This is a genomic window from Pantoea sp. XAF26B01_ASV70 (genome assembly GCF_054512635.1).
This window is the reverse complement of record NZ_CM137251.1, coordinates 1,918,341-1,936,907: the sequence shown is the minus strand read 5'-3', so window position 1 is coordinate 1,936,907 and position 18,567 is coordinate 1,918,341. Positions and strand designations below refer to the sequence as shown.

The 18,567-nt window shown below is 55.1% G+C and carries 17 protein-coding genes; 8 read left to right on the top strand and 9 right to left on the bottom strand.

Annotated elements, in window-relative coordinates:
• The first annotated feature begins 442 nt into the window (after positions 1-442).
• The 4 genes from manX (at position 443) to ACX8ZY_RS09010 (ending at position 3,680) form a co-directional block, all read left to right on the top strand.
• Positions 443-1,405, top strand: a complete 963-nt coding sequence (gene manX / locus ACX8ZY_RS09025; protein ID WP_158131639.1) for a PTS mannose transporter subunit IIAB — start codon at positions 443-445, stop codon at positions 1,403-1,405.
• 63 nt (positions 1,406-1,468) lie between these two features.
• Positions 1,469-2,269, top strand: a complete 801-nt coding sequence (locus ACX8ZY_RS09020) for a PTS mannose/fructose/sorbose transporter subunit IIC (protein WP_010670765.1) — start codon at positions 1,469-1,471, stop codon at positions 2,267-2,269.
• A 15-nt stretch (positions 2,270-2,284) separates the two neighbouring features.
• Positions 2,285-3,130 (top strand): PTS mannose transporter subunit IID, encoded by an 846-nt coding sequence (locus tag ACX8ZY_RS09015; protein ID WP_031591381.1) that lies wholly within the window; start codon positions 2,285-2,287, stop codon positions 3,128-3,130.
• 91 nt (positions 3,131-3,221) lie between these two features.
• Positions 3,222-3,680: a DUF986 family protein gene (locus ACX8ZY_RS09010; RefSeq protein ID WP_022625541.1), complete on the top strand. Its 459-nt coding sequence runs from the start codon at positions 3,222-3,224 to the stop codon at positions 3,678-3,680.
• On the opposite strand, the gene rlmA is transcribed toward ACX8ZY_RS09010, so the two are convergent.
• From rlmA to ACX8ZY_RS08990, 4 genes are all read right to left on the bottom strand, one after another.
• On the bottom strand, positions 3,677-4,486 hold the full coding sequence (rlmA, locus tag ACX8ZY_RS09005) for a 23S rRNA (guanine(745)-N(1))-methyltransferase (protein WP_031591383.1): 810 nt from the start codon (positions 4,484-4,486) through the stop codon (positions 3,677-3,679). The genes ACX8ZY_RS09010 and rlmA overlap by 4 nt on opposite strands.
• Before the next feature lie 137 nt (positions 4,487-4,623).
• Positions 4,624-4,833 carry a transcription antiterminator/RNA stability regulator CspE gene (gene cspE / locus ACX8ZY_RS09000; RefSeq protein ID WP_003852684.1) on the bottom strand — a complete coding sequence of 70 codons (210 nt, stop codon included), beginning with the start codon at positions 4,831-4,833 and terminating at the stop codon, positions 4,624-4,626.
• Between the two features lie 656 nt (positions 4,834-5,489).
• Positions 5,490-6,500 carry an MBL fold metallo-hydrolase gene (locus tag ACX8ZY_RS08995; RefSeq protein WP_421665364.1) on the bottom strand — a complete coding sequence of 337 codons (1,011 nt, stop codon included), beginning with the start codon at positions 6,498-6,500 and terminating at the stop codon, positions 5,490-5,492.
• Between the two features lie 18 nt (positions 6,501-6,518).
• Positions 6,519-6,791, bottom strand: a complete 273-nt coding sequence (locus ACX8ZY_RS08990) for a YebO family protein (protein ID WP_010258793.1) — start codon at positions 6,789-6,791, stop codon at positions 6,519-6,521.
• 212 nt (positions 6,792-7,003) lie between these two features.
• Between ACX8ZY_RS08990 and ACX8ZY_RS08985 the strand changes: the two genes are divergently transcribed.
• Positions 7,004-7,240 (top strand): YobH family protein, encoded by a 237-nt coding sequence (locus ACX8ZY_RS08985; RefSeq protein ID WP_010258788.1) that lies wholly within the window; start codon positions 7,004-7,006, stop codon positions 7,238-7,240.
• Positions 7,241-7,270: 30 nt separating this feature from the next.
• Here the strand turns inward: ACX8ZY_RS08985 and kdgR are convergent, their stop codons facing one another.
• Positions 7,271-8,062 (bottom strand): DNA-binding transcriptional regulator KdgR, encoded by a 792-nt coding sequence (kdgR, locus tag ACX8ZY_RS08980; RefSeq protein ID WP_010670769.1) that lies wholly within the window; start codon positions 8,060-8,062, stop codon positions 7,271-7,273.
• A 187-nt stretch (positions 8,063-8,249) separates the two neighbouring features.
• Between kdgR and ACX8ZY_RS08975 the strand changes: the two genes are divergently transcribed.
• Positions 8,250-9,620 carry an MFS transporter gene (locus tag ACX8ZY_RS08975; protein ID WP_061901379.1) on the top strand — a complete coding sequence of 457 codons (1,371 nt, stop codon included), beginning with the start codon at positions 8,250-8,252 and terminating at the stop codon, positions 9,618-9,620.
• 262 nt (positions 9,621-9,882) lie between these two features.
• Here the strand turns inward: ACX8ZY_RS08975 and htpX are convergent, their stop codons facing one another.
• From htpX to ACX8ZY_RS08955, 4 genes are all read right to left on the bottom strand, one after another.
• On the bottom strand, positions 9,883-10,764 hold the full coding sequence (gene htpX / locus ACX8ZY_RS08970; protein ID WP_003852678.1) for a protease HtpX: 882 nt from the start codon (positions 10,762-10,764) through the stop codon (positions 9,883-9,885).
• 244 nt (positions 10,765-11,008) lie between these two features.
• On the bottom strand, positions 11,009-13,048 hold the full coding sequence (gene prc / locus ACX8ZY_RS08965) for a carboxy terminal-processing peptidase (protein ID WP_031591391.1): 2,040 nt from the start codon (positions 13,046-13,048) through the stop codon (positions 11,009-11,011).
• A gap of 19 nt (positions 13,049-13,067) precedes the next feature.
• Positions 13,068-13,769, bottom strand: a complete 702-nt coding sequence (proQ, locus tag ACX8ZY_RS08960) for an RNA chaperone ProQ (RefSeq protein ID WP_010258776.1) — start codon at positions 13,767-13,769, stop codon at positions 13,068-13,070.
• A gap of 96 nt (positions 13,770-13,865) precedes the next feature.
• Positions 13,866-14,366 carry a GAF domain-containing protein gene (locus ACX8ZY_RS08955; RefSeq protein ID WP_010258773.1) on the bottom strand — a complete coding sequence of 167 codons (501 nt, stop codon included), beginning with the start codon at positions 14,364-14,366 and terminating at the stop codon, positions 13,866-13,868.
• Between the two features lie 214 nt (positions 14,367-14,580).
• Here ACX8ZY_RS08955 and yebS point away from each other — a divergent pair, with 214 nt between their 5' ends.
• Positions 14,581-15,825, top strand: coding sequence for a membrane integrity lipid transport subunit YebS (yebS, locus tag ACX8ZY_RS08950; protein WP_022625536.1), 1,245 nt, complete (start codon positions 14,581-14,583; stop codon positions 15,823-15,825).
• Positions 15,794-18,427: a PqiB family protein gene (locus tag ACX8ZY_RS08945; RefSeq protein ID WP_010258767.1), complete on the top strand. Its 2,634-nt coding sequence runs from the start codon at positions 15,794-15,796 to the stop codon at positions 18,425-18,427. The genes yebS and ACX8ZY_RS08945 overlap by 32 nt, the downstream gene beginning before the upstream one ends.
• The last annotated feature ends 140 nt before the right edge of the window (positions 18,428-18,567 follow it).

Genomic DNA, 18,567 nt, shown 5'->3' with positions numbered 1-18,567 from the left:
GCAGGTAGTCGGGAAAGCGGTGAAAACGCCGTGAGGCGAAGGGTGACGCGCCAGCAGGCGCAAAGAACAGATTAAGCGACGTCGGTGACGATCCATAAAGGTGGGCTGAAGCCCGTTACTCCTGAGTAATAAACAGAACGTTAATGTATCAGGTCGGCGAATTGCGTCAAAAAATTTTCTTATTTTTACAATCTGCCTGACGGATGATCAGGCGCATAAAAAGGGTTACTGGTCACTTCACAGGATGAATAGCTGACAGACATCACATAATTTATTTTTTCGATCACTAAAATAAATCGCGACTTTACCGCCTTGACGTAGTTAACCCATGTTTTTTCGACGCTATACCGATAATTCGAATCATCCGGTTAAACAGATCATCAAAGCAATTCAATACAGTTCATTGACTCAGATGAGCATCTCTAGCGAACGGAGGTAGCACGTGACCATTGCGATAGTAATTGGTACACACGGCTGGGCAGCGGAACAACTGCTGAAAACAGCAGAAATGCTGTTGGGCGAGCAGGACAATGTCGGCTGGATAGATTTTGTCCCCGGTGAAAATGCAGAAACGCTGATTGAAAAATATCAGGCACGACTGGCAGAACTTGATACGACGCAGGGAGTCCTGTTTTTAGTTGATACCTGGGGTGGCAGTCCGTTTAATGCGGCCAGTCGCCTCGTGGTCGACAAACCGCAGTATGAGGTCATCGCCGGGGTCAATATCCCGATGCTGGTCGAAACCCTGATGGCGCGCGATGACAATCCCGGTTTTGACGAGCTGGTCGCCGTGGCGGTGGAGACCGGCCGTGAAGGCGTCAAAGCCCTGAAAGCCAAAGAAGAAGCGCCGGCGCCAGCCGCGGTGAAACCGGCCGCTGCGGTGCAACCGGCTAAGCCGATGGCGCCCGGTGACCACATGAAAATCGGGCTGACACGCATTGATGACCGTCTGATTCATGGGCAGGTGGCAACGCGCTGGACCAAAGAGACCAACGTTCAGCGCATTATCGTCGTCAGCGATGAAGTGGCTAACGATCATGTGCGCAAGACTCTGCTGACGCAGGTCGCTCCGCCCGGCGTCACGGCCCATGTGGTGGATGTCGATAAGATGGTGCGGGTGTGGAATAACCCGAAGTATGGTCAGGATCGCGTGATGCTGCTGTTTACCAACCCCACCGATGTACTGCGCGTGGTGGAACAGGGTGTCGATATTAAAACCGTCAACATCGGCGGTATGGCGTTCCGCCAGGGGAAAACTCAGGTCAATAATGCGGTCTCGGTCGATGAAAAAGATATTGCCGCATTCCGCAAACTCAATGAACGCAATATTGAACTGGAAGTGCGTAAAGTTTCCAGTGACCAGAAACTGAAAATGATGGATCTGATCGCGAAAGTTAACGCGTAACAGAAGCACTTATGCGCCTGCGTTTCCGGGCTCCTGGTTATCCTGCTGAGGACAAGAAGTATGATGGAAATAACCTCGCTACAAATTATTTTGATTTTTATTGTCGCCTGTATTGCCGGTATGGGGTCGATTCTGGATGAGTTCCAGTTTCACCGTCCCCTGGTGGCCTGTACCCTGATTGGTATGGTGCTGGGTGATATGAAAACCGGCATTATTATCGGCGGTACGCTGGAGATGATTGCGCTGGGCTGGATGAACATCGGTGCCGCCGTTGCGCCTGATGCCGCCCTCGCCTCCATTATCTCGACCATCCTGGTTATCGCTGGCGGTCAAAGTGTGGGTGCCGGTATTGCGCTGGCGATTCCGCTGGCCGCCGCCGGACAGGTACTGACCATTATCGTGCGTACGCTGACCGTCGCCTTCCAGCATGCGGCTGACAAAGCCGCAGAGAAAGGTAACCTCACGGCCATCTCCTGGATCCACGTCTCTGCCCTGCTGTTACAGGCGATGCGTATCGCTATCCCGGCGCTGATTGTGGCGATTTCGGTCGGCACCAGTGCGGTTCACGCCTTACTCAGCTCTATTCCGGACGTGGTGACCAACGGCCTGAATATCGCCGGTGGCATGATTGTGGTGGTCGGTTATGCGATGGTCATCAACATGATGCGCGCAGGCTACCTGATGCCGTTCTTTTACCTGGGCTTCGTCACCGCCGCCTTCACCAACTTTAACCTGGTGGCGCTGGGCGTCATTGGCGTGGTTATGGCGGTGCTCTACATTCAGCTCAGCCCGAAATACAACCGTGTGGCGGGAGCACCAACAGGTGCTGCGACCGCAAACGATCTTGATAACGAACTCGATTAAGGAACAGGTGAGCACATGGTTGATATTACGAAAGTCGAAAAGAAACTGACACCCGGTGATGTTCGCGCCGTCTTTCTGCGCTCTAATCTGTTCCAGGGTTCATGGAACTTTGAACGCATGCAGGCGCTGGGCTTCTGCTTCTCAATGGTGCCGGTGATCCGCCGTCTCTATCCTGAGAACAATGATGAGCGTAAGCAGGCGATCAAGCGTCATCTGGAGTTCTTTAATACCCATCCTTATGTGGCCGCGCCGGTTCTGGGCGTGACTATGGCGATGGAAGAGCAGCGTGCTAACGGCGCACCGATCGACGATGGCGCGATTAACGGCCTTAAAGTCGGCCTGATGGGACCGCTGGCCGGTGTTGGCGACCCGATCTTCTGGGGTACGGTGCGCCCGGTGTTTGCCGCGCTGGGAGCCGGTATCGCCATGAGTGGCAGTCTGCTGGGTCCGCTGCTCTTCTTTGTGCTGTTTAACCTGGCACGTCTGCTGACCCGCTACTACGGCGTGGCCTATGGCTATCGCAAAGGGATAGATATCGTCAGTGATATGGGCGGCGGTTTCCTGCAGAAACTCACGGAGGGCGCGTCGATACTCGGCCTGTTTGTCATGGGGGCGCTGGTCAACAAGTGGACACACGTTAACATCCCGCTGGTGGTGTCACGTATTACCGACTCGACCGGTAAAACCACCGTCACCACCGTACAGTCGATCCTCGATCAGCTGATGCCGGGCGTGGTGCCGCTGCTGCTGACCTTTGGCTGTATGTGGCTGTTACGCCGTAAAGTGAACGCGCTGTGGATTATCGTTGGCTTCTTTGCTATCGGTATCTTTGGTTACTGGATCGGCCTGCTCGGTCTGTAATTTCACCCGGCCGGGAGCCTGTGCTCCCGGCTTTTAAGCGTGGTGAGCTGAGCCACAACCGGCTGAGCTCACCCTGTTTGAGGTAGATGTGATGTCATTAACCGACGCGCTGATTGCGTGTTGTATTGCCGCCCTGATGGGGTTTGCCATTTATCATGAGGCGATTCTGCCGCGTCGCCACGGCCCGACCCGCTTACGGGTTGCGCTGCGCAGGCAGCATAAGCTGGATAGCCTGATTTTCATCGGCCTGCTGCTGATCCTGCTGTGGAACAACGTCAGCCATCACGGCCCGCAGCTCACCACCTCACTGCTGATGGTGCTGAGTTTTCTGGCGTTCTGGCTATTCTGGCTGCGAAAGCCAACGCTGCTGATGAAAAGTGAGGGGTTGTTTTACGCCGGTGTCTGGATCGATTACCGGCGAATTCAGGGTATGAATCTCTCTGAGGATGGCATTCTGGTGATTCAGCTGGAACAGCGTCGGCTGCTGATCGCGGTGCAGCAACTCGACGATCTGGAGCGCATCTATAACACCCTGGTCGAGGCGCGCTAGTCGCGCTGCCACACAGTCAGGGTAAAGTCTGCGTCGCAGCTGAACTGCTCGCTCTGCTGCAGGGTCTGCCAGACCTCTTCACGCGCCCGCCAGGCGAACGGCGTCATCTGAAGCAGGGTCGTCGCGGCTGCGCCGGTTAATGCCATCGGGTAACGCAGCGCATGCTGCGCCACCTGGCGGAATCCGGGATACGCTTTCTGCTCCGGCACATGCAACTGCACTTCGCGGTAAATCAGCGCCTTGAACTGCTGCAGATGATGCGGGCCCGGTGTCACGGTCAGTACCAGGCCACCCGGCTTCAGCACGCGCGCCAGTTCCGCTTCATTGCAGGGTGCGTAGATTCGGACAACCGCATCCAGGGCGTGATCGGCAAAGGGTAAGCGCTGGCTGGAGGCGACGCAGAAGCGCACCGCCGGATAGCGCTTTGCTGCCAGCCGGATCGCCATTCTGGCGACATCCAGTCCATAGACCTGCCCGGCCTCGCCTGCTGCGTCAGCCAGTGCGGCGGTGTAGTAACCTTCGCCACAGCCGATATCCAGGATTTTGCACTCCGGCTGGCTCAGCGCGGGCGCAAGCAGGCTGACGACCCGATCACGCAGCGGCTGGTAGTAGCCTGCCTCAAGAAATTCGCGTCGTGCCTGCATCATCTCTGCACTGTCACCCGGTTCACGCGACCGTTTATGCTGAACGGGCAGCAGATTGACATACCCTTCTTTCGCCTGATCAAACTGATGGCGATTCTCGCAGCACCAGCTGCGCGCAGTAAAGGCGAGAGGAGAGTGACAAAGAGGGCAAATCAGGGACATAGGGTGCTCCGGCATCAGATAACGCGGCGCAGTGTAACCTTAACGTTTACGCATCGGAAGCATAAAGAAAGCCCCGGCTGAGAAGCCAGGGCTTTGAGATTTCATGTCAGGGTGCAATGCACCGAGGCGGAGTTGAATCAGATAGCCGTAACGTTAACGGCTGCCGGGCCTTTCTGGCCGTCCTGAATTTCGAACTCAACGCTCTGGCCTTCAGCCAGGGTTTTGAAACCATTGCCCTGAATAGCGGAGAAGTGTACGAACACATCTTTGCTACCGTCAGCAGGGGTGATAAAACCAAAACCTTTAGACTCGTTGAACCACTTAACCTGACCTTTAATCTTTGCCATTTTGCAAATTCCTTTAGATGTTTATTTAGCCCGAAGGCTGTCGTACAGAAAAACCAGAGACATTACTGCATGAGGCACTAATTAAGGTTCGGCAAGGAAGCGGTATTCAACGTCAACGTCTTTACTCGTTCTTCTTTACAGACTTCTTTACAGAAGATGCCATGCATAAACAGAACTGTACCTCGTTTAACTCAGGATTTGTTATCACATATCCTAAAAACAATGGCAAGCCATTTTTAAGGGCCTCAGCCAGCCTGCGCACATAATTGCCAGAAGGCTCACATTGCCTGTTCTGTGGCGTTTACAAATGCCGATGCAAATTAAGCCCGCTCTCTGGCCAGACCCCTCTCCGGCCTCTGTTGCCGGGTCTAACCCAATGGATACCATAAGAAATTAATATTTCACAAATATGGCAATAACAGAATGAATAAGCGAAGCGCGAAAAGTTGAAAATATCAATAATCCGGCGTCAATCCTGTACAGCGCCTTTTATTTCGTACAGATAACACTTTTTTTGCACCAAAAGCAGGAGCCAGACAGTCGTCCTGCTCCAAATAAAAGCATTGAGCCCGATTTTACTTATTAAGAATTTAACTTTTGATTTGAAAAATTGATATCAGATAATAAAAACGGGCTTTTGTTTTAACTCTGAGGTTTTAGGATAATTCCTGGGCATCCTTATTCAGCCCGCGGCTTTCGCCTATTCGCCACGGTGCGAAACCGCCCTTTTGCTCGTTTGCCCGCAGTAGCGCATCCGCCAGTTCTTTGGGTGGCGCATCCAGCGACTCATCGGCCAGTTCGAACACGCCCCAGTGGATGGGCAGCGTCAGCGGCCTGCCTGCTGCCTGCCATAGCGCCACCGCCTGATCGGGATTCATATGTTGGCCCGCCATGAACCATTCAGGTGCATAAGCGCCAATCGGCAAAGCCGCCAGGCTGAACGGGCCGAGTCGGGCCGCAATCTCCGGCAGGCTATCGCTGTAGCCGCTGTCGCCCGAGAACCAGAAGCGCACGGAGGCAGAACGCACGACCCAGCCGCACCAGAGCGAACGGTTTCGATCGCGCGGCGTTCGCATACTCCAGTGACGTGCCGGCACCGCATCAAAACAGAGGTCGCCGACAGTAAACTGTTGCCACCAGTCGAGCTGATGGACCTGTTTCACGCCCCGCGCCCTGCACCATTTTTCCAGGCCCAGCGGCACAATGAAGGTCGCCTGCGGAAAACGCCGGACGATTGCTTTAACCGTCGGCCGATCAAGATGATCGTAATGGTTATGTGAAATAAGCACGACATCCAGACGCGGCAGATCAGCGATGCTAAGCGGTGCGGGCGTTTTTCGCTGCGGCCCGGCAAAAGAGAGTGGTGAGGCGCGTGACGAGAGTGCGGGATCGATCAGGATATATTGCTGGTTCAGCCGCAGCAGCACGGCGGCATGACCCAACCACCAGATGCGATCGTCACTGCCGCGGATATCAGCGTGCTGCCACCACTGTTCGGTGAAAGCCCTGTAGCCCTGCTGCGGTGGCAGCGGCAGCCCCTGCGCTTTGCGCTCCCTGCGCCAGCGCTGCAGATCGCCCGGCTTGCGCCGTTCCGGTTCAGGATTGCAGAATCCCTCGGGCGTGTGATGCGCTTTGCTGCTGTCATACCACGGATTTTTCCAGACCATCCCGCCTCTCTGCTGTGATTATCGTTCCGGAATCAACCGGATAAAATCGCGTTTCTCGCGATCGTCATCGGTTTTTTTACTCTCTGCCCCTGGCTGCATCTCAATCAGACGGCGCAGCAGCTGATTCTGTTTCTTCTGCTCTTCCAGCAAGGATTCCAGTAAGCGGATTTGCTCACCGGCGCGCACGCTGGCGCGGTTAACAAAGAACCAGGCGATAAACGCCACAATCAAAATAATGACCAGCAGGCCATAGCTGACCAGTGGGCCCGAATTTGCGGCTAACTCATTCATAACTGCCTCGTAAAACTCAGTGGAAACGCCAGAACATGGCAACCGCCTATTCTACCTGTCGCCATCGCAAAAGATAATGGGGTTAACATCAATGCAGAATTTGCCGTTTCAGTTATCTCTGATCGATCCCACCAGAAAAGCGAGGCATGCTGATATCATCATAACCGGCGGCACCAGGTGGAGCGCTGAGTTATCTTTCACAAGGAGACATAATGAAACTGTTTATTCGTACGGTAGGCTTGCTGGCGGTGATCTGGCTGGCGATGCTGTTTACCGGCTATGGCGTATTAACCGGCAGTACTAAAAATGCCGCCGGCCTTGGCCTGCAGTGCAGCTATCTGACCGCTCGCGGTGTGATCAGTGCGCAGTATCTGCATACTGACAGTGGCGTGGTGGGCGTGACTGATTGTCCGTTGCTGAAGAAAAGCGGAGAAGTGATCGATAATTAACAAAACAGCGGGCCACATGGCCCGCTGTTTTCAGAACGGATAGTCGTGATAGCCCATCTCTGAGGAGAGCGTACGCGCCGCCCGATGCAACATGGCCACGTAATCCTGGCGGGCATCTTCTGAAAAGCGAATGGTGGGAAAAGAGATACTCAGTCCCGCAATCACCACGCCAAAACGGTCAAATACCGGCACAGCGAGGCAGCGTAAACCCTCTTCCTGCTCTTCGTTATCTTCACCATAGCCCTGCGTTCTTACCTGATCCAGCGCCGTAATCAACGCCTCCGCGCTTAACAGCGTATTGGCCGTGCTCCGTTTGAACTCGACGTCCCGCAGGATCTCCTCAACTTCGCTGCGATCGCGCCAGGCGAGCAGAACTTTTCCAATCGCGGTGGTATGCAGCGGATTACGACGGCCAATGCGCGAATACATACGCAGGTTGTAGAGGGAGTCGATTTTGTGGATGTAGACAATACTGTCCTCTTCCAGCGCCCCCAGATGAATGGTCTCTTTGGTCAGACGCGAAAGCTCACGCATCTGCACATCCGCACTGCGGATTAAATCGACGTTCTGCAGCGCTTTAGCGCCCAGTTCAAACAGCTTCAGTGTCAGTGAGTACTTCTCGCTCTCACCTTCCTGCGTGACATAACCCAGCGACTTCATGGTCTGCAGGAAACGGTAAACGGTGCTTTTTGACATCATCACGCGCTGCGCGAGCTCAGTAATACCGTGATCGCGCTCTTCACCCAGCGCCTGCAGAATGCCGAACACTTTAAGTACCGAAGAGACGGAATCGGGCTGTTTATCATTTTCAGCAGAGGACATCGCGCACCTTGTTAAACCTGTTTCAAAAAAAATGGAACGGACTGTCAGTATAGAGTGAGGCATACGAAGGCAGCAATGCTTTAACCATTACGTCATATTTAAAGACAGTTTTTTATCCATCCGATCGCTGCATTTCAGCGTTAATTTCATTAGCATGATGATATTCACCCTCTTTAGTAATTAACTTATGACACTCTCTCCTCCTCAGGATGGATTACCCGCGCGTCAGCGCTATATGGCAATCGTCACCATCGCGCTGGGTCTGACCATGGCGGTGCTGGATGGCGCGATAGCCAATGTCGCCCTGCCCACTATCTCGCGCGAACTGAATGCCAGCCCGGCGCAGTCGATCTGGATAGTGAACGCCTATCAGATTGCGATTATCGTCTCGCTGCTGTCGCTCTCCTTTCTGGGCGACATGCTGGGTTATCGCCGCGTCTATCAGGCGGGCCTGGCGCTGTTTATTGCCACTTCGCTGTTCTGCGCCTTCTCCACCACCCTGACCATGCTGACTTTCGCCCGCGTGCTGCAGGGATTAGGAGGTGCAGCGCTGATGAGTGTGAATACCGCGCTGATACGCATTATCTATCCGCAGCGTCATCTGGGACGCGGCATGGCGATCAACTCGCTGGTCGTGGCGGTTTCAACCGCGGCAGGCCCGACGGTTGCCGCAGCGATTCTTTCAGTGGCAAGCTGGAAGTGGCTGTTTCTGATTAACGTCCCGCTGGGTGCCATTGCGCTCTGGCTGGCGCTGCGCACGCTGCCTGATAATCCGCAGAAAGCGACGGCGCAGAAATTTGATGTTCCCAGCGCGATCATGAACGCCCTGTTCTTTGGTCTGATCATCTCTGCGCTGAGCGGGTTTGCACAGGGACAGAGTCATCTGCTGGTGCTGTCGGAGGTCATTGCTCTGCTGGTTGTGGGCTGGTTCTTTATTCGTCGTCAGTTAAACATGGCGGTGCCGCTGCTGCCGGTTGATCTGCTGCGTATCCCGATTTTCAGCCTGTCGATGGGAACGTCGGTCTGTTCGTTCTGCGCGCAGATGCTGGCGATGGTGTCGCTGCCCTTCTTTCTGCAAAACGTCCTGCAGCGTGATGAGGTGGCAACCGGTTTACTGCTGACGCCCTGGCCGCTGGCAACCATGGTATTTGCGCCGATTGCCGGCCGGCTGATTGAACGGGTGCATGCAGGGTTGCTGGGCGGCATCGGGCTGGCCATTTTCGCCCTGGGGTTGTTTCTGCTCGCCTGGCTGCCGGCCAACCCGGGTGATGGCGATATAATCTGGCGCATGATGCTTTGCGGTGCCGGTTTTGGGCTGTTTCAGTCACCCAACAACCACACCATTGTCACTTCCGCTCCGCGTCATCGCAGCGGCGGCGCCAGCGGCATGCTGGGCACCGCGCGCCTGCTGGGCCAGAGTATGGGTGCTGCACTGGTCGCGCTGATGTTTAATCTGTTTGATGAACGCGGGACGCACGCTTCGCTGCTGCTGGCGGGCAGCTTTGCCGCCGTGGCCGCGCTGGTCAGTGTGTCACGGATGACGCAGACCCGCGCCTGATGGCAGAAACAGAAAAGGCGACCACCTGACAGAGTGTGACCCGATTCGCTGTAAGGCCGAGCCTTCACAGGGAACCCGGTCAGATCGGAAAGACTTCTGTCATCCATGACGGTCGGCCCGCACCATCCATGGCGCGGGACGCTTTCCTCCTCTGCCCGGGTTCCCTGCATGTTGAGCTAAGATATTGCTGTCAGATTCAGTCTGATTATGGTTTCTAAACAGAAAAGGCGACCCAGGGTCGCCTTTTTTGCTCTGCTTAACGCTACTTCAGATACTGACCGCTACGCAGTGCTTCAATACGCTTATCTAACGGCGGATGCGACATAAACAGCTCGCTGAACGATTTGCCTTTACCGTTGATACAGAACGCCATCATGCTGCTCGGCTCCTGCGGTTCGTAGCTGGTTTTCAGGCGCTGTAACGCCGCAATCATCTTCTCACGACCTACCAGCTTCGCTGAACCGGCATCGGCATGGAACTCACGGTGACGCGAGAACCACATGGTGATGATGCTGGCGAGAATACCAAACACCAGTTCCAGCACCATCGACACCGCAAAGTAGACCAGCGGGTTGCCGTTGCTGCTCTCCTCACCATCGCGGTTGCCGGACATAAAGCCTGCCGCGATCTGCGCCAGAATACGTGAAACGAAAATCACAAAGGTGTTCACCACACCCTGGATCAGCGTCATGGTGATCATGTCGCCGTTGGCGATGTGTGACACTTCGTGTGCCAGCACCGCTTCCGCTTCATCACGGCTCATGTTCTGCAGCAGACCGGTTGAGACAGCAACCAGTGAGGCGTTACGCCGTGCGCCAGTCGCAAAGGCGTTGATGTCAGGTGCGTGATAGATCGCCACCTGCGGCATCGCAATACCCGCCTGTTGTGCCTGACGGCCAATTGTATCCACCAGCCAGCGCTCGGTTTCGTTGCGTGGCTGTTCAATCACTTCACCGCCAACCGATCGCAGTGCCATCCACTTCGACATCAGCAGTGAAACAAACGCACCGCCGAAGCCAAACAGGCCTGCCATGATCATCAGGCCCTGAACACTGCTTGACTGGATCCCTGTCAGGCTGAGAATCAGCCCGAATACCAACATCACAGCCAGGTTGGTCATCAGGAAAAGAGCAATACGCATCATTTTTGTTAATCTTCCTCAGTAGTTCACGCGCCTATACGCGGATCCATATCCTATGGGCATTGGGCTGCTTTTCAAGCAACCTTAACGTTTAAGTGCCTAAAAAGACATAACTTTACATTCTGACACGCCTGATGAGGAGCCCAGCCTTCAGGCACCTTCACCAGCGCTAATCATTGCTTACTGGAAACTTTTCTGAGTACAAAAAAAAGCACCGCTGAGCGGTGCTTTTTCTGGCAATAGCGGTTTATTTAGCCGCTGGCGCCTCTGGCTGGGATTTCTCCAGCTGCGCAAGATCGTTAGCGATCTTCACCGTCTCATCAAGATACGGATCCGGCTCTTTATAATCTTTCGGCAACTCATCCAGGTTTTTCAGCGGTTTTTTGCCTTCGGCCTGATAGCGCGCGTTGATCCGCTCCAGACGAGACGCATCATCTTCGTGGTTCTCTTTCTCGCGCTGAGCGAGATTAAGCGACACGATGTTGCGCTTATCTTTCAGGGCATTGTAACGGGCAATGTCCTTCATGATGTACTGGAACTCGCGATCCTGAGCGATGCGGTCAGCATGCTGCTTAGTCAGCTGCACCACCAGCGGTTTCACATCACCGGTTTTGACATAGGTCGCCGCTTTGATGCTGTCCCACGGCAGTGCGTTATCCTCAAATTTCTCACCGGTTTCAGCCGCTTCAACGCCGGTTGGCATCAGCAGATCCGGCGTGACGCCTTTACGCTGTGTACTGCCGCCGTTAATGCGATAGAACTTCTGAATGGTGTAAGAAACGGAGCCTAACGCAGGCCACTCCGGACGCAGCATCTGATCGTAAATGCGGTTCAGAGAGCGATACTGCTGAACGGTGCCTTTACCAAAGGTTGGCTCGCCAACAATCACCGCGCGACCGTAATCCTGCATCGCGGCAGCAAAGATCTCAGAAGCTGAGGCGCTGAAGCGATCGACCAGCACCACCAGCGGTCCTTTGTAGTAGACAACACCGTCGTTATCGCTGTCTTCACGAATCCGACCATTGTTGTCGCGTACCTGAACTACCGGACCACTCGGAATAAACAGACCGGAAAGCGAGACTGCTTCGGTCAGCGCGCCGCCGCCGTTGGTACGCAGATCGATCACCACACTGTCGACGTTCTGTTTCTGCAGTTTCTGCAGCTGTACTTTCACGTCGTCGGTGAGGCCGACATAGAAACCAGGAATATCGAGCACGCCCACTTTCTGCTTGCCGACATTTTTGATGGTCAATTTAACCGCGCGATCTTCCAGACGGATTTTCTCACGTGTCAGCGTCACAGTACGGGTTTTGGTGCCCTTACCGGCTGGCAGAACTTCCAGGCGCACTTTGCTGCCCTTAGGTCCTTTAATTTTTGCCACGACATCATCCAGACGCCAGCCGATCACATCTTCCATCGGCTTGCCTGGCTGACCCACACCGACGATGCGATCGCCAACGGTAATGGCTTTGCTCTTCGCGGCCGGGCCGCCTGCGACCATCGAGTTGATCACCGTATAGTCGTCATCCATCTGCAGAACCGCACCGATGCCTTCCAGTGACAGGCTCATTTCGGTGTTGAACTGCTCGGTGTTACGCGGCGACAGATAGCTGGTGTGCGGATCGATTTCGCGGGCAAAAGCGTTCATCACCAGCTGGAAAACATCTTCACCGTTGCTCTGGGCCAGACGACGGATAGCGAAGTTGTAACGCTTGGTCAGAACGTCGCGGATCTCGTTATCATCTTTGCCCGCCAGCTTCAGACTCAACTGATCATATTTGACCTTGGCATCCCACAGCGCATTCAGTTCAGACTGATCTTTCGGCCAGGGTGCTTTCGCGCGGTCAATGTCGATAGTGTCATTGCCGCTGAAATTCATCGGACGAGCCAGCACCGTCAGCGCATATTGATAGCGCTCAAAACGGCGTTTCTGCGCCAGATTATAAATATCGTAAAAGAGATCCAGCTTGCCACTGCGCAGCTCATCGCCGACGGTGGTTTTTTTGCTGGCAAACTGCGCCACATCTGACGCCAGCAGCACATTGTGGCTGTAGTCGAGCATGTTCAGATAGCGATCAAAAATTTTCGCTGAAAAGTTCTGATCCAGGTCGAACTGGCGATAGTGGGAACGGGTAAAGCGCGAGGTTACGCGCTCACTGACCGTCGGATCCTGCGGATCTTCGTGAAGCTGGGGAATCTGATCGGCGCGGGTAATGTTCTCCGCGCCGAAGGTTGGGCCTGCTAATAGCAGGCCCGCAATAAGTCCAACTTTAAAAAGGGTGTTCATGCCGGGGTTAGCCTCCGTTTCAGAACTGCAAGTGTTCTGCGCGCACAATCATTGCCATGCCGGAAGCGAGCTGGACCCGAACGCCGTCTTTTGATACTTCAAGAACGGTAGCGTCCATCGCACTTTTGCCTGCTTTAACTTTAATACTCTGGCCGGGTTGCAAAGTTGAGGTATCAGTGATGGGTCGGGCTTCCTGCTCCGGACGTGGGGCTGGCTTGCGATGCTGTGAGGCGGTCGCACGCGGTGCAGTGGTCTGCGGACGCGGTTTACGCGCGGCTTCGCCTTCTGCAGGCTTACGTGCCGCGGGCTTGCGTGGACGACGCGGTGCCGCGCCCTCTTCGCTTTCGCCTGCTTCACGACGCGCGGCGCGCTGCTGGTCACGCTGCGCCTGGACGCGTGCTTTCGCTTCTTCCAGCTGCTTACGTGCATGCTCAACGTGTTGCTCATCCAGCACGCCACAGGCATTACCGTCGAGATCGACACGGATAGCACCGGCTTTGATGCCGTACAAATAACGCCAGCTTGACGTATAGAGACGCAGCGCGGAACGCAGCTGTGTTTTGCTCAGACCCATTTCGCCCTGAACACGCTCGACCAGATCCTGAAAGATACCGATTTTGAGCGGACGCGCTTCACCTTCAGCGCTAAAGCAGTGCGGAAAGCGCTCCGCCAGAAAAGTGATGACTTCTTTACTGCTATTCAACTTAGGTTGATTTTCCATGAAATTTCCTGATTACAACGGGTTTGCCGACCAGCGCAGGCATGAACAGGCGACATTATAATGACAACATCGCTAAATGCCATGTGATCCAGTCGATTAGCTGCGCGTCAGCTGCAGATATTTTTCTAAGTCGCTGTTCGCAAGCACTTCACAAAGCCCATCAGTCAGTGTGACCAGCCCCGATTCGTCGTCGCTGTCAAAGCGATTGTACGCCACGCTGTCGATGTCCAGCACCCCAACCACAGTGCCATTCACTTTCAGAGGAATCACAATCTCAGCATTGCTGGCAGCGTCACAAGCGATGTGGCCCGGGAAGGCATGCACATCATCTACGCGTTGCACTTTTTCTTCTGCCAGCGCCGTGCCACACACACCTTTACCAACCGGAATGCGCACACAGGCGATTTTGCCCTGGAACGGGCCCAGCACCAGCGTATCCGCTTCCGTCAGCAGGTAGAAACCAGCCCAGTTCACGCCATCGAGACGTTCGTACAGCAGCGCGCTAAAGTTTCCCATCGCGGCGAGGAACGCCGTTTCTCCCGCCAGTAAGGCGCGCATATCGCGATTCAAATCGGCGTAAAAGGCAGTTTTGTTCATTATTTAACCGTTACCAATGACATCTGAACGGGGCATTAAAGACCGTTCGTTAAAAATAAGTTTTAAATATCCAGAGCCACAAGGTGAATCATAGCGTTAGTTGCTATACCCTTAGCATTCTGTGGATCGAAGCGTGATGCCCGAGACAGGCACACAGACAATGTCTTTATGACCGATATCTGTTACTTCTGAAGAGCGAAGATTGCATCACCCTATGAAAATTCACGCTATCAGCCAGACATTGCCTCACGCACGTTATCAGCGTTGCCCGCAATGCGATACCCTTTTTTCCTTACCGGATGTGAAATCTCATCAGTCGGCACATTGCCCACGCTGTAACGCCGAAATTCTCAGTGGTCGCGACTGGCCGATGACCCGTCTTATGGCGATGGCCGCCACCATGATTGTGTTAATGCCCTTTGCTTTCTCCCTGCCGCTGGTAGATATCCGGCTGCTTGGCATGCGCATCAATGCCAGCGTACTGGAAGGCATCATACAGATGACCCAGCAGGGTGATGTACTGACGGCCTCGATGGTGGCGTTCTGCACCATCGGCGCGCCGGTGACGCTGGTGGCGGGTATCTGTTATCTCGGTATCGGCCACCGGCTCGGCATGAATCTGCGTCCCGTGCTGCTGATGCTTGAGAAGCTGAAAGAGTGGGTGATGCTAGATATCTATCTGATCGGCATCGCCGTGGCGTCAATTAAAGTGCAGGACTATGCTTCGCTGGAGATTGGCTACGGGCTGGCAGCTTACATCGCCCTGACAGTGCTGAGCGTGCTGACACTGATCCATCTGAATATGGAGCAGCTGTGGGAGCATTTCTACCCACAGACGCCTGGCAATATGGCCCGTGACGATATGCAGGTCTGCCTGAACTGTCACAACACCAGCATACCCGATGAACGGGGCCGCTGCCCGCGCTGCCATACGCCGCTCGACTTCCGACGCCGCCATAGCCTGCAGAAATCCTGGGCCGCGCTCATCGCATCGATTGTGCTGTTGATCCCCGCAAATCTGATGCCGATCTCCGTGGTCTACCTTAATGGTTCACGGCGTGAGGACACCATCTTCTCCGGCATCCTGGGGCTGGGCGAAGGCAATATTCCGGTGGCGGCGATTGTTTTTATCGCCAGTATTCTGGTGCCGTTTATCAAGGTGCTGGTGATGCTGACGCTGCTGCTCAGCATTCATTTTCGCTGTGAACAGGGGCTGAGAACCCGCATCCGCTTGCTGCGGTTTGTAACCTGGGTTGGCCGCTGGTCAATGCTCGATCTGTTTGTCATTTCGTTAACCATGTCGCTGGTCAACCGTGATCAGCTGCTGGCTTTTACCATGGGACCGGCGGCGCTATTTTTTGGCGCGGCCGTCATCCTGACCATTATGTCTGTTGAGTGGCTGGACAGCCGCCTGCTCTGGGATGCACATGCAACAGGAAACGCCGACTACACCGACTAACGCAACGCTGCGTAATAAGCGCAAAATTTCGCCCTTCTGGCTGCTGCCGATTATTGCGATGCTGATCGCCTGCTGGCTGCTCTGGACCAATTATCAGGAGCGCGGCACCACCATCACCATCAATTTCCAGACGGCGGATGGTATCGTGCCGGGTCGCACCCCGATCCGCTATCAGGGCGTGGAAGTGGGCACCGTGCAGGGCATTAATCTCAGTGATGATTATCGCAGCATTCAGATTAAAGCCAGCATCAAAAGCGACATGCGCGATGCGCTGCGTGAAGATACGCAGTTCTGGCTGGTGACGCCTAAAGCCTCGCTGGCGGGTGTGTCGGGGCTGGATGCGCTGGTCGGTGGTAACTACATCGGGATGATGCCGGGTAAAGGTAAACCCAGCGAGTCGTTCACCGCGCTGGATACGCAGCCCAAGTATCGGGTGAATACCGGCGAATTGATGATCCATCTGCATGCGCCCGATCTCGGCTCGCTCAACACCGGCTCGCTGGTCTATTACCGCAAAATTCCGGTTGGCCGGGTCTATGACTACAGCATTAACAGCAAATCCGATGGCGTGTCGATTGATGTGCTGATTGACCGTCGCTTTATCAATCTGGTGAAAACCAACAGCCGTTTCTGGAATGTGTCAGGCATGAATGCTGACGTCAGCCTGAGCGGGGCTAAAGTGCAGCTGGAGAGTCTGGCGGCGCTGGTCAATGGTGCGATCGCGTTTGACTCGCCACAGGGTGCGGAAACGGCCAAAGCTGAGCAGAATTACCGGCTCTATCCCGATCTGGCGCATAGTCAGCGCGGCGTGCAGATCACGCTGGATCTGCCTAACGGCAACAATCTCAAGGCGGGCAGCACCCCGCTGATGTATCAGGGACTGGAAGTCGGCACACTGACCAAACTGAACCTGCAGGATGGCGGCAAGGTCACCGGCGAGCTGACCATCGATCCCTCTGTTGTCGGTCTGATGCGCAGCGGCACCCGCATTGAGATGCACAGCCCGAAAATCAGCCTGACGGATACCAGCCTCAGCGCGCTGCTGACCGGCAACACGCTGGAACTGGTGCCGGGCGAAGGCGAGCCGCAGCAGCACTACACCGTGCTGGCGTCCAATGAGACTCTGCTGCAGAAGCCCAATGTACTGACGGTAAAACTCAGCGCGCCAGAGAGCTATGGTATCGATCAGGGCCAGCCGCTGATGCTGCACGGCATGCAGATTGGTCAGGTGATGTCGCGTACGCTGGATGAAAATGGCGTGAATTTCGTGGTGGCGGTCAATCCTGAAAATCGCAATCTGGTGCATGGCGACAGCAAATTTATCGTTAACAGTCGGCTGGATGTGAAGTTCGGTCTTGATGGCATGCAGGTATTAGGTGCCAGCGCCCGTGAATGGGTGGATGGCGGTATCCGGCTGGATCCGGGCAAAAAGGGTGAGCCAAAAAGTGCCTATCCGCTGTTTGCCGATGCTGAAAAAGCGGAAGAAGGCATTACCGGCGATGGCCCTTCTACCACGCTGATGCTGACCGCCAACAGTCTGCCTGACGTGCAGGCCGGCTCTGTCGTGCTTTACCGCAAATTTCAGGTGGGTGAGATCGTCAAAGTCACGCCGCGCGCTGACGCGTTTGATATTGCGGTACATATTCAGCCGGAATATCGCAAGCTGCTGACCAGCGAAAGCGTGTTCTGGGCTGAGGGTGGCGCACGCGTCAGCCTTAACGGCAGCGGCCTGACGGTGCAGGCATCGCCGCTTAACCGCGCACTGAAAGGCGCGATCAGTTTCGACAATATGAGTGGTGCGCAGTCGGCCAAAGGGGCCAAACGCGTCCTCTATCCGTCTGAAACCGCCGCCCGCGCGGTGGGTAGCCAGATTACGCTGCACACCTATGATGCCAGCAAGCTCTCTGCCGGAATGCCGATTCGTTACCTGGGTATTAATGTCGGCCAGGTGGAGTCACTGTCGTTAAGCAAAGATAACAATCAGGTGGTAGCGAAAGCGGTACTCTATCCGGAGTATGTCAACGATTTCGCCCGTCTCGGCAGCCGTTTCTCGGTGGTTTCACCGGAGATTTCCGCTACCGGCGTGAATCATCTGGAAACCCTGTTGCAGCCTTACGTCAACGTGGATCCCGGTAAAGGTGGCGCCGCGCGCACGTTTGAGCTGCAGGAGAGCACCATTACCGACTCCCGCTACCTTAATGGCCTGAACATTTATGTTGATGCCACTGAGGCCGGTTCACTGTCGCTGGGTACGCCGGTGCTGTTCCGTGGTGTGGAAGTGGGTACCGTGACCGGCACCTCACTGGGTAATATGGCGGATCGTGTGCAGATCGCCCTGCGCATCAGTAAGAAGTACCAGCATCTGGTGCGTAATAACTCGGTGTTCTGGCTGGCATCCGGCTATAACCTGGACTTCGGTCTGGTGGGTGGCGTAGTGAAAACCGGGACCTTCCAGCAGTTTATTCGCGGTGGCATTCAGTTTGCGACGCCGCCGACGGTGCCGCTGGCGCCACAGGCGAATCCGGATAAACACTTCCTGCTGCAGGATGAAGCGCCGAAAGATTGGCGTAACTGGGGAACGGCGATCCCGTCTCCGCGCTAAAGGCTATCTCAAACGGGCAGCCTGGCTGCCCTTTTAGGCGTTTAAAGTCAGCACCGGCTCAGGGATCATACGCCTTATTCACTCCCTCAAACGGGCAGCCTGGCTGCCCGTTTCCTTTCCTCATGATACACTGCCGCCTT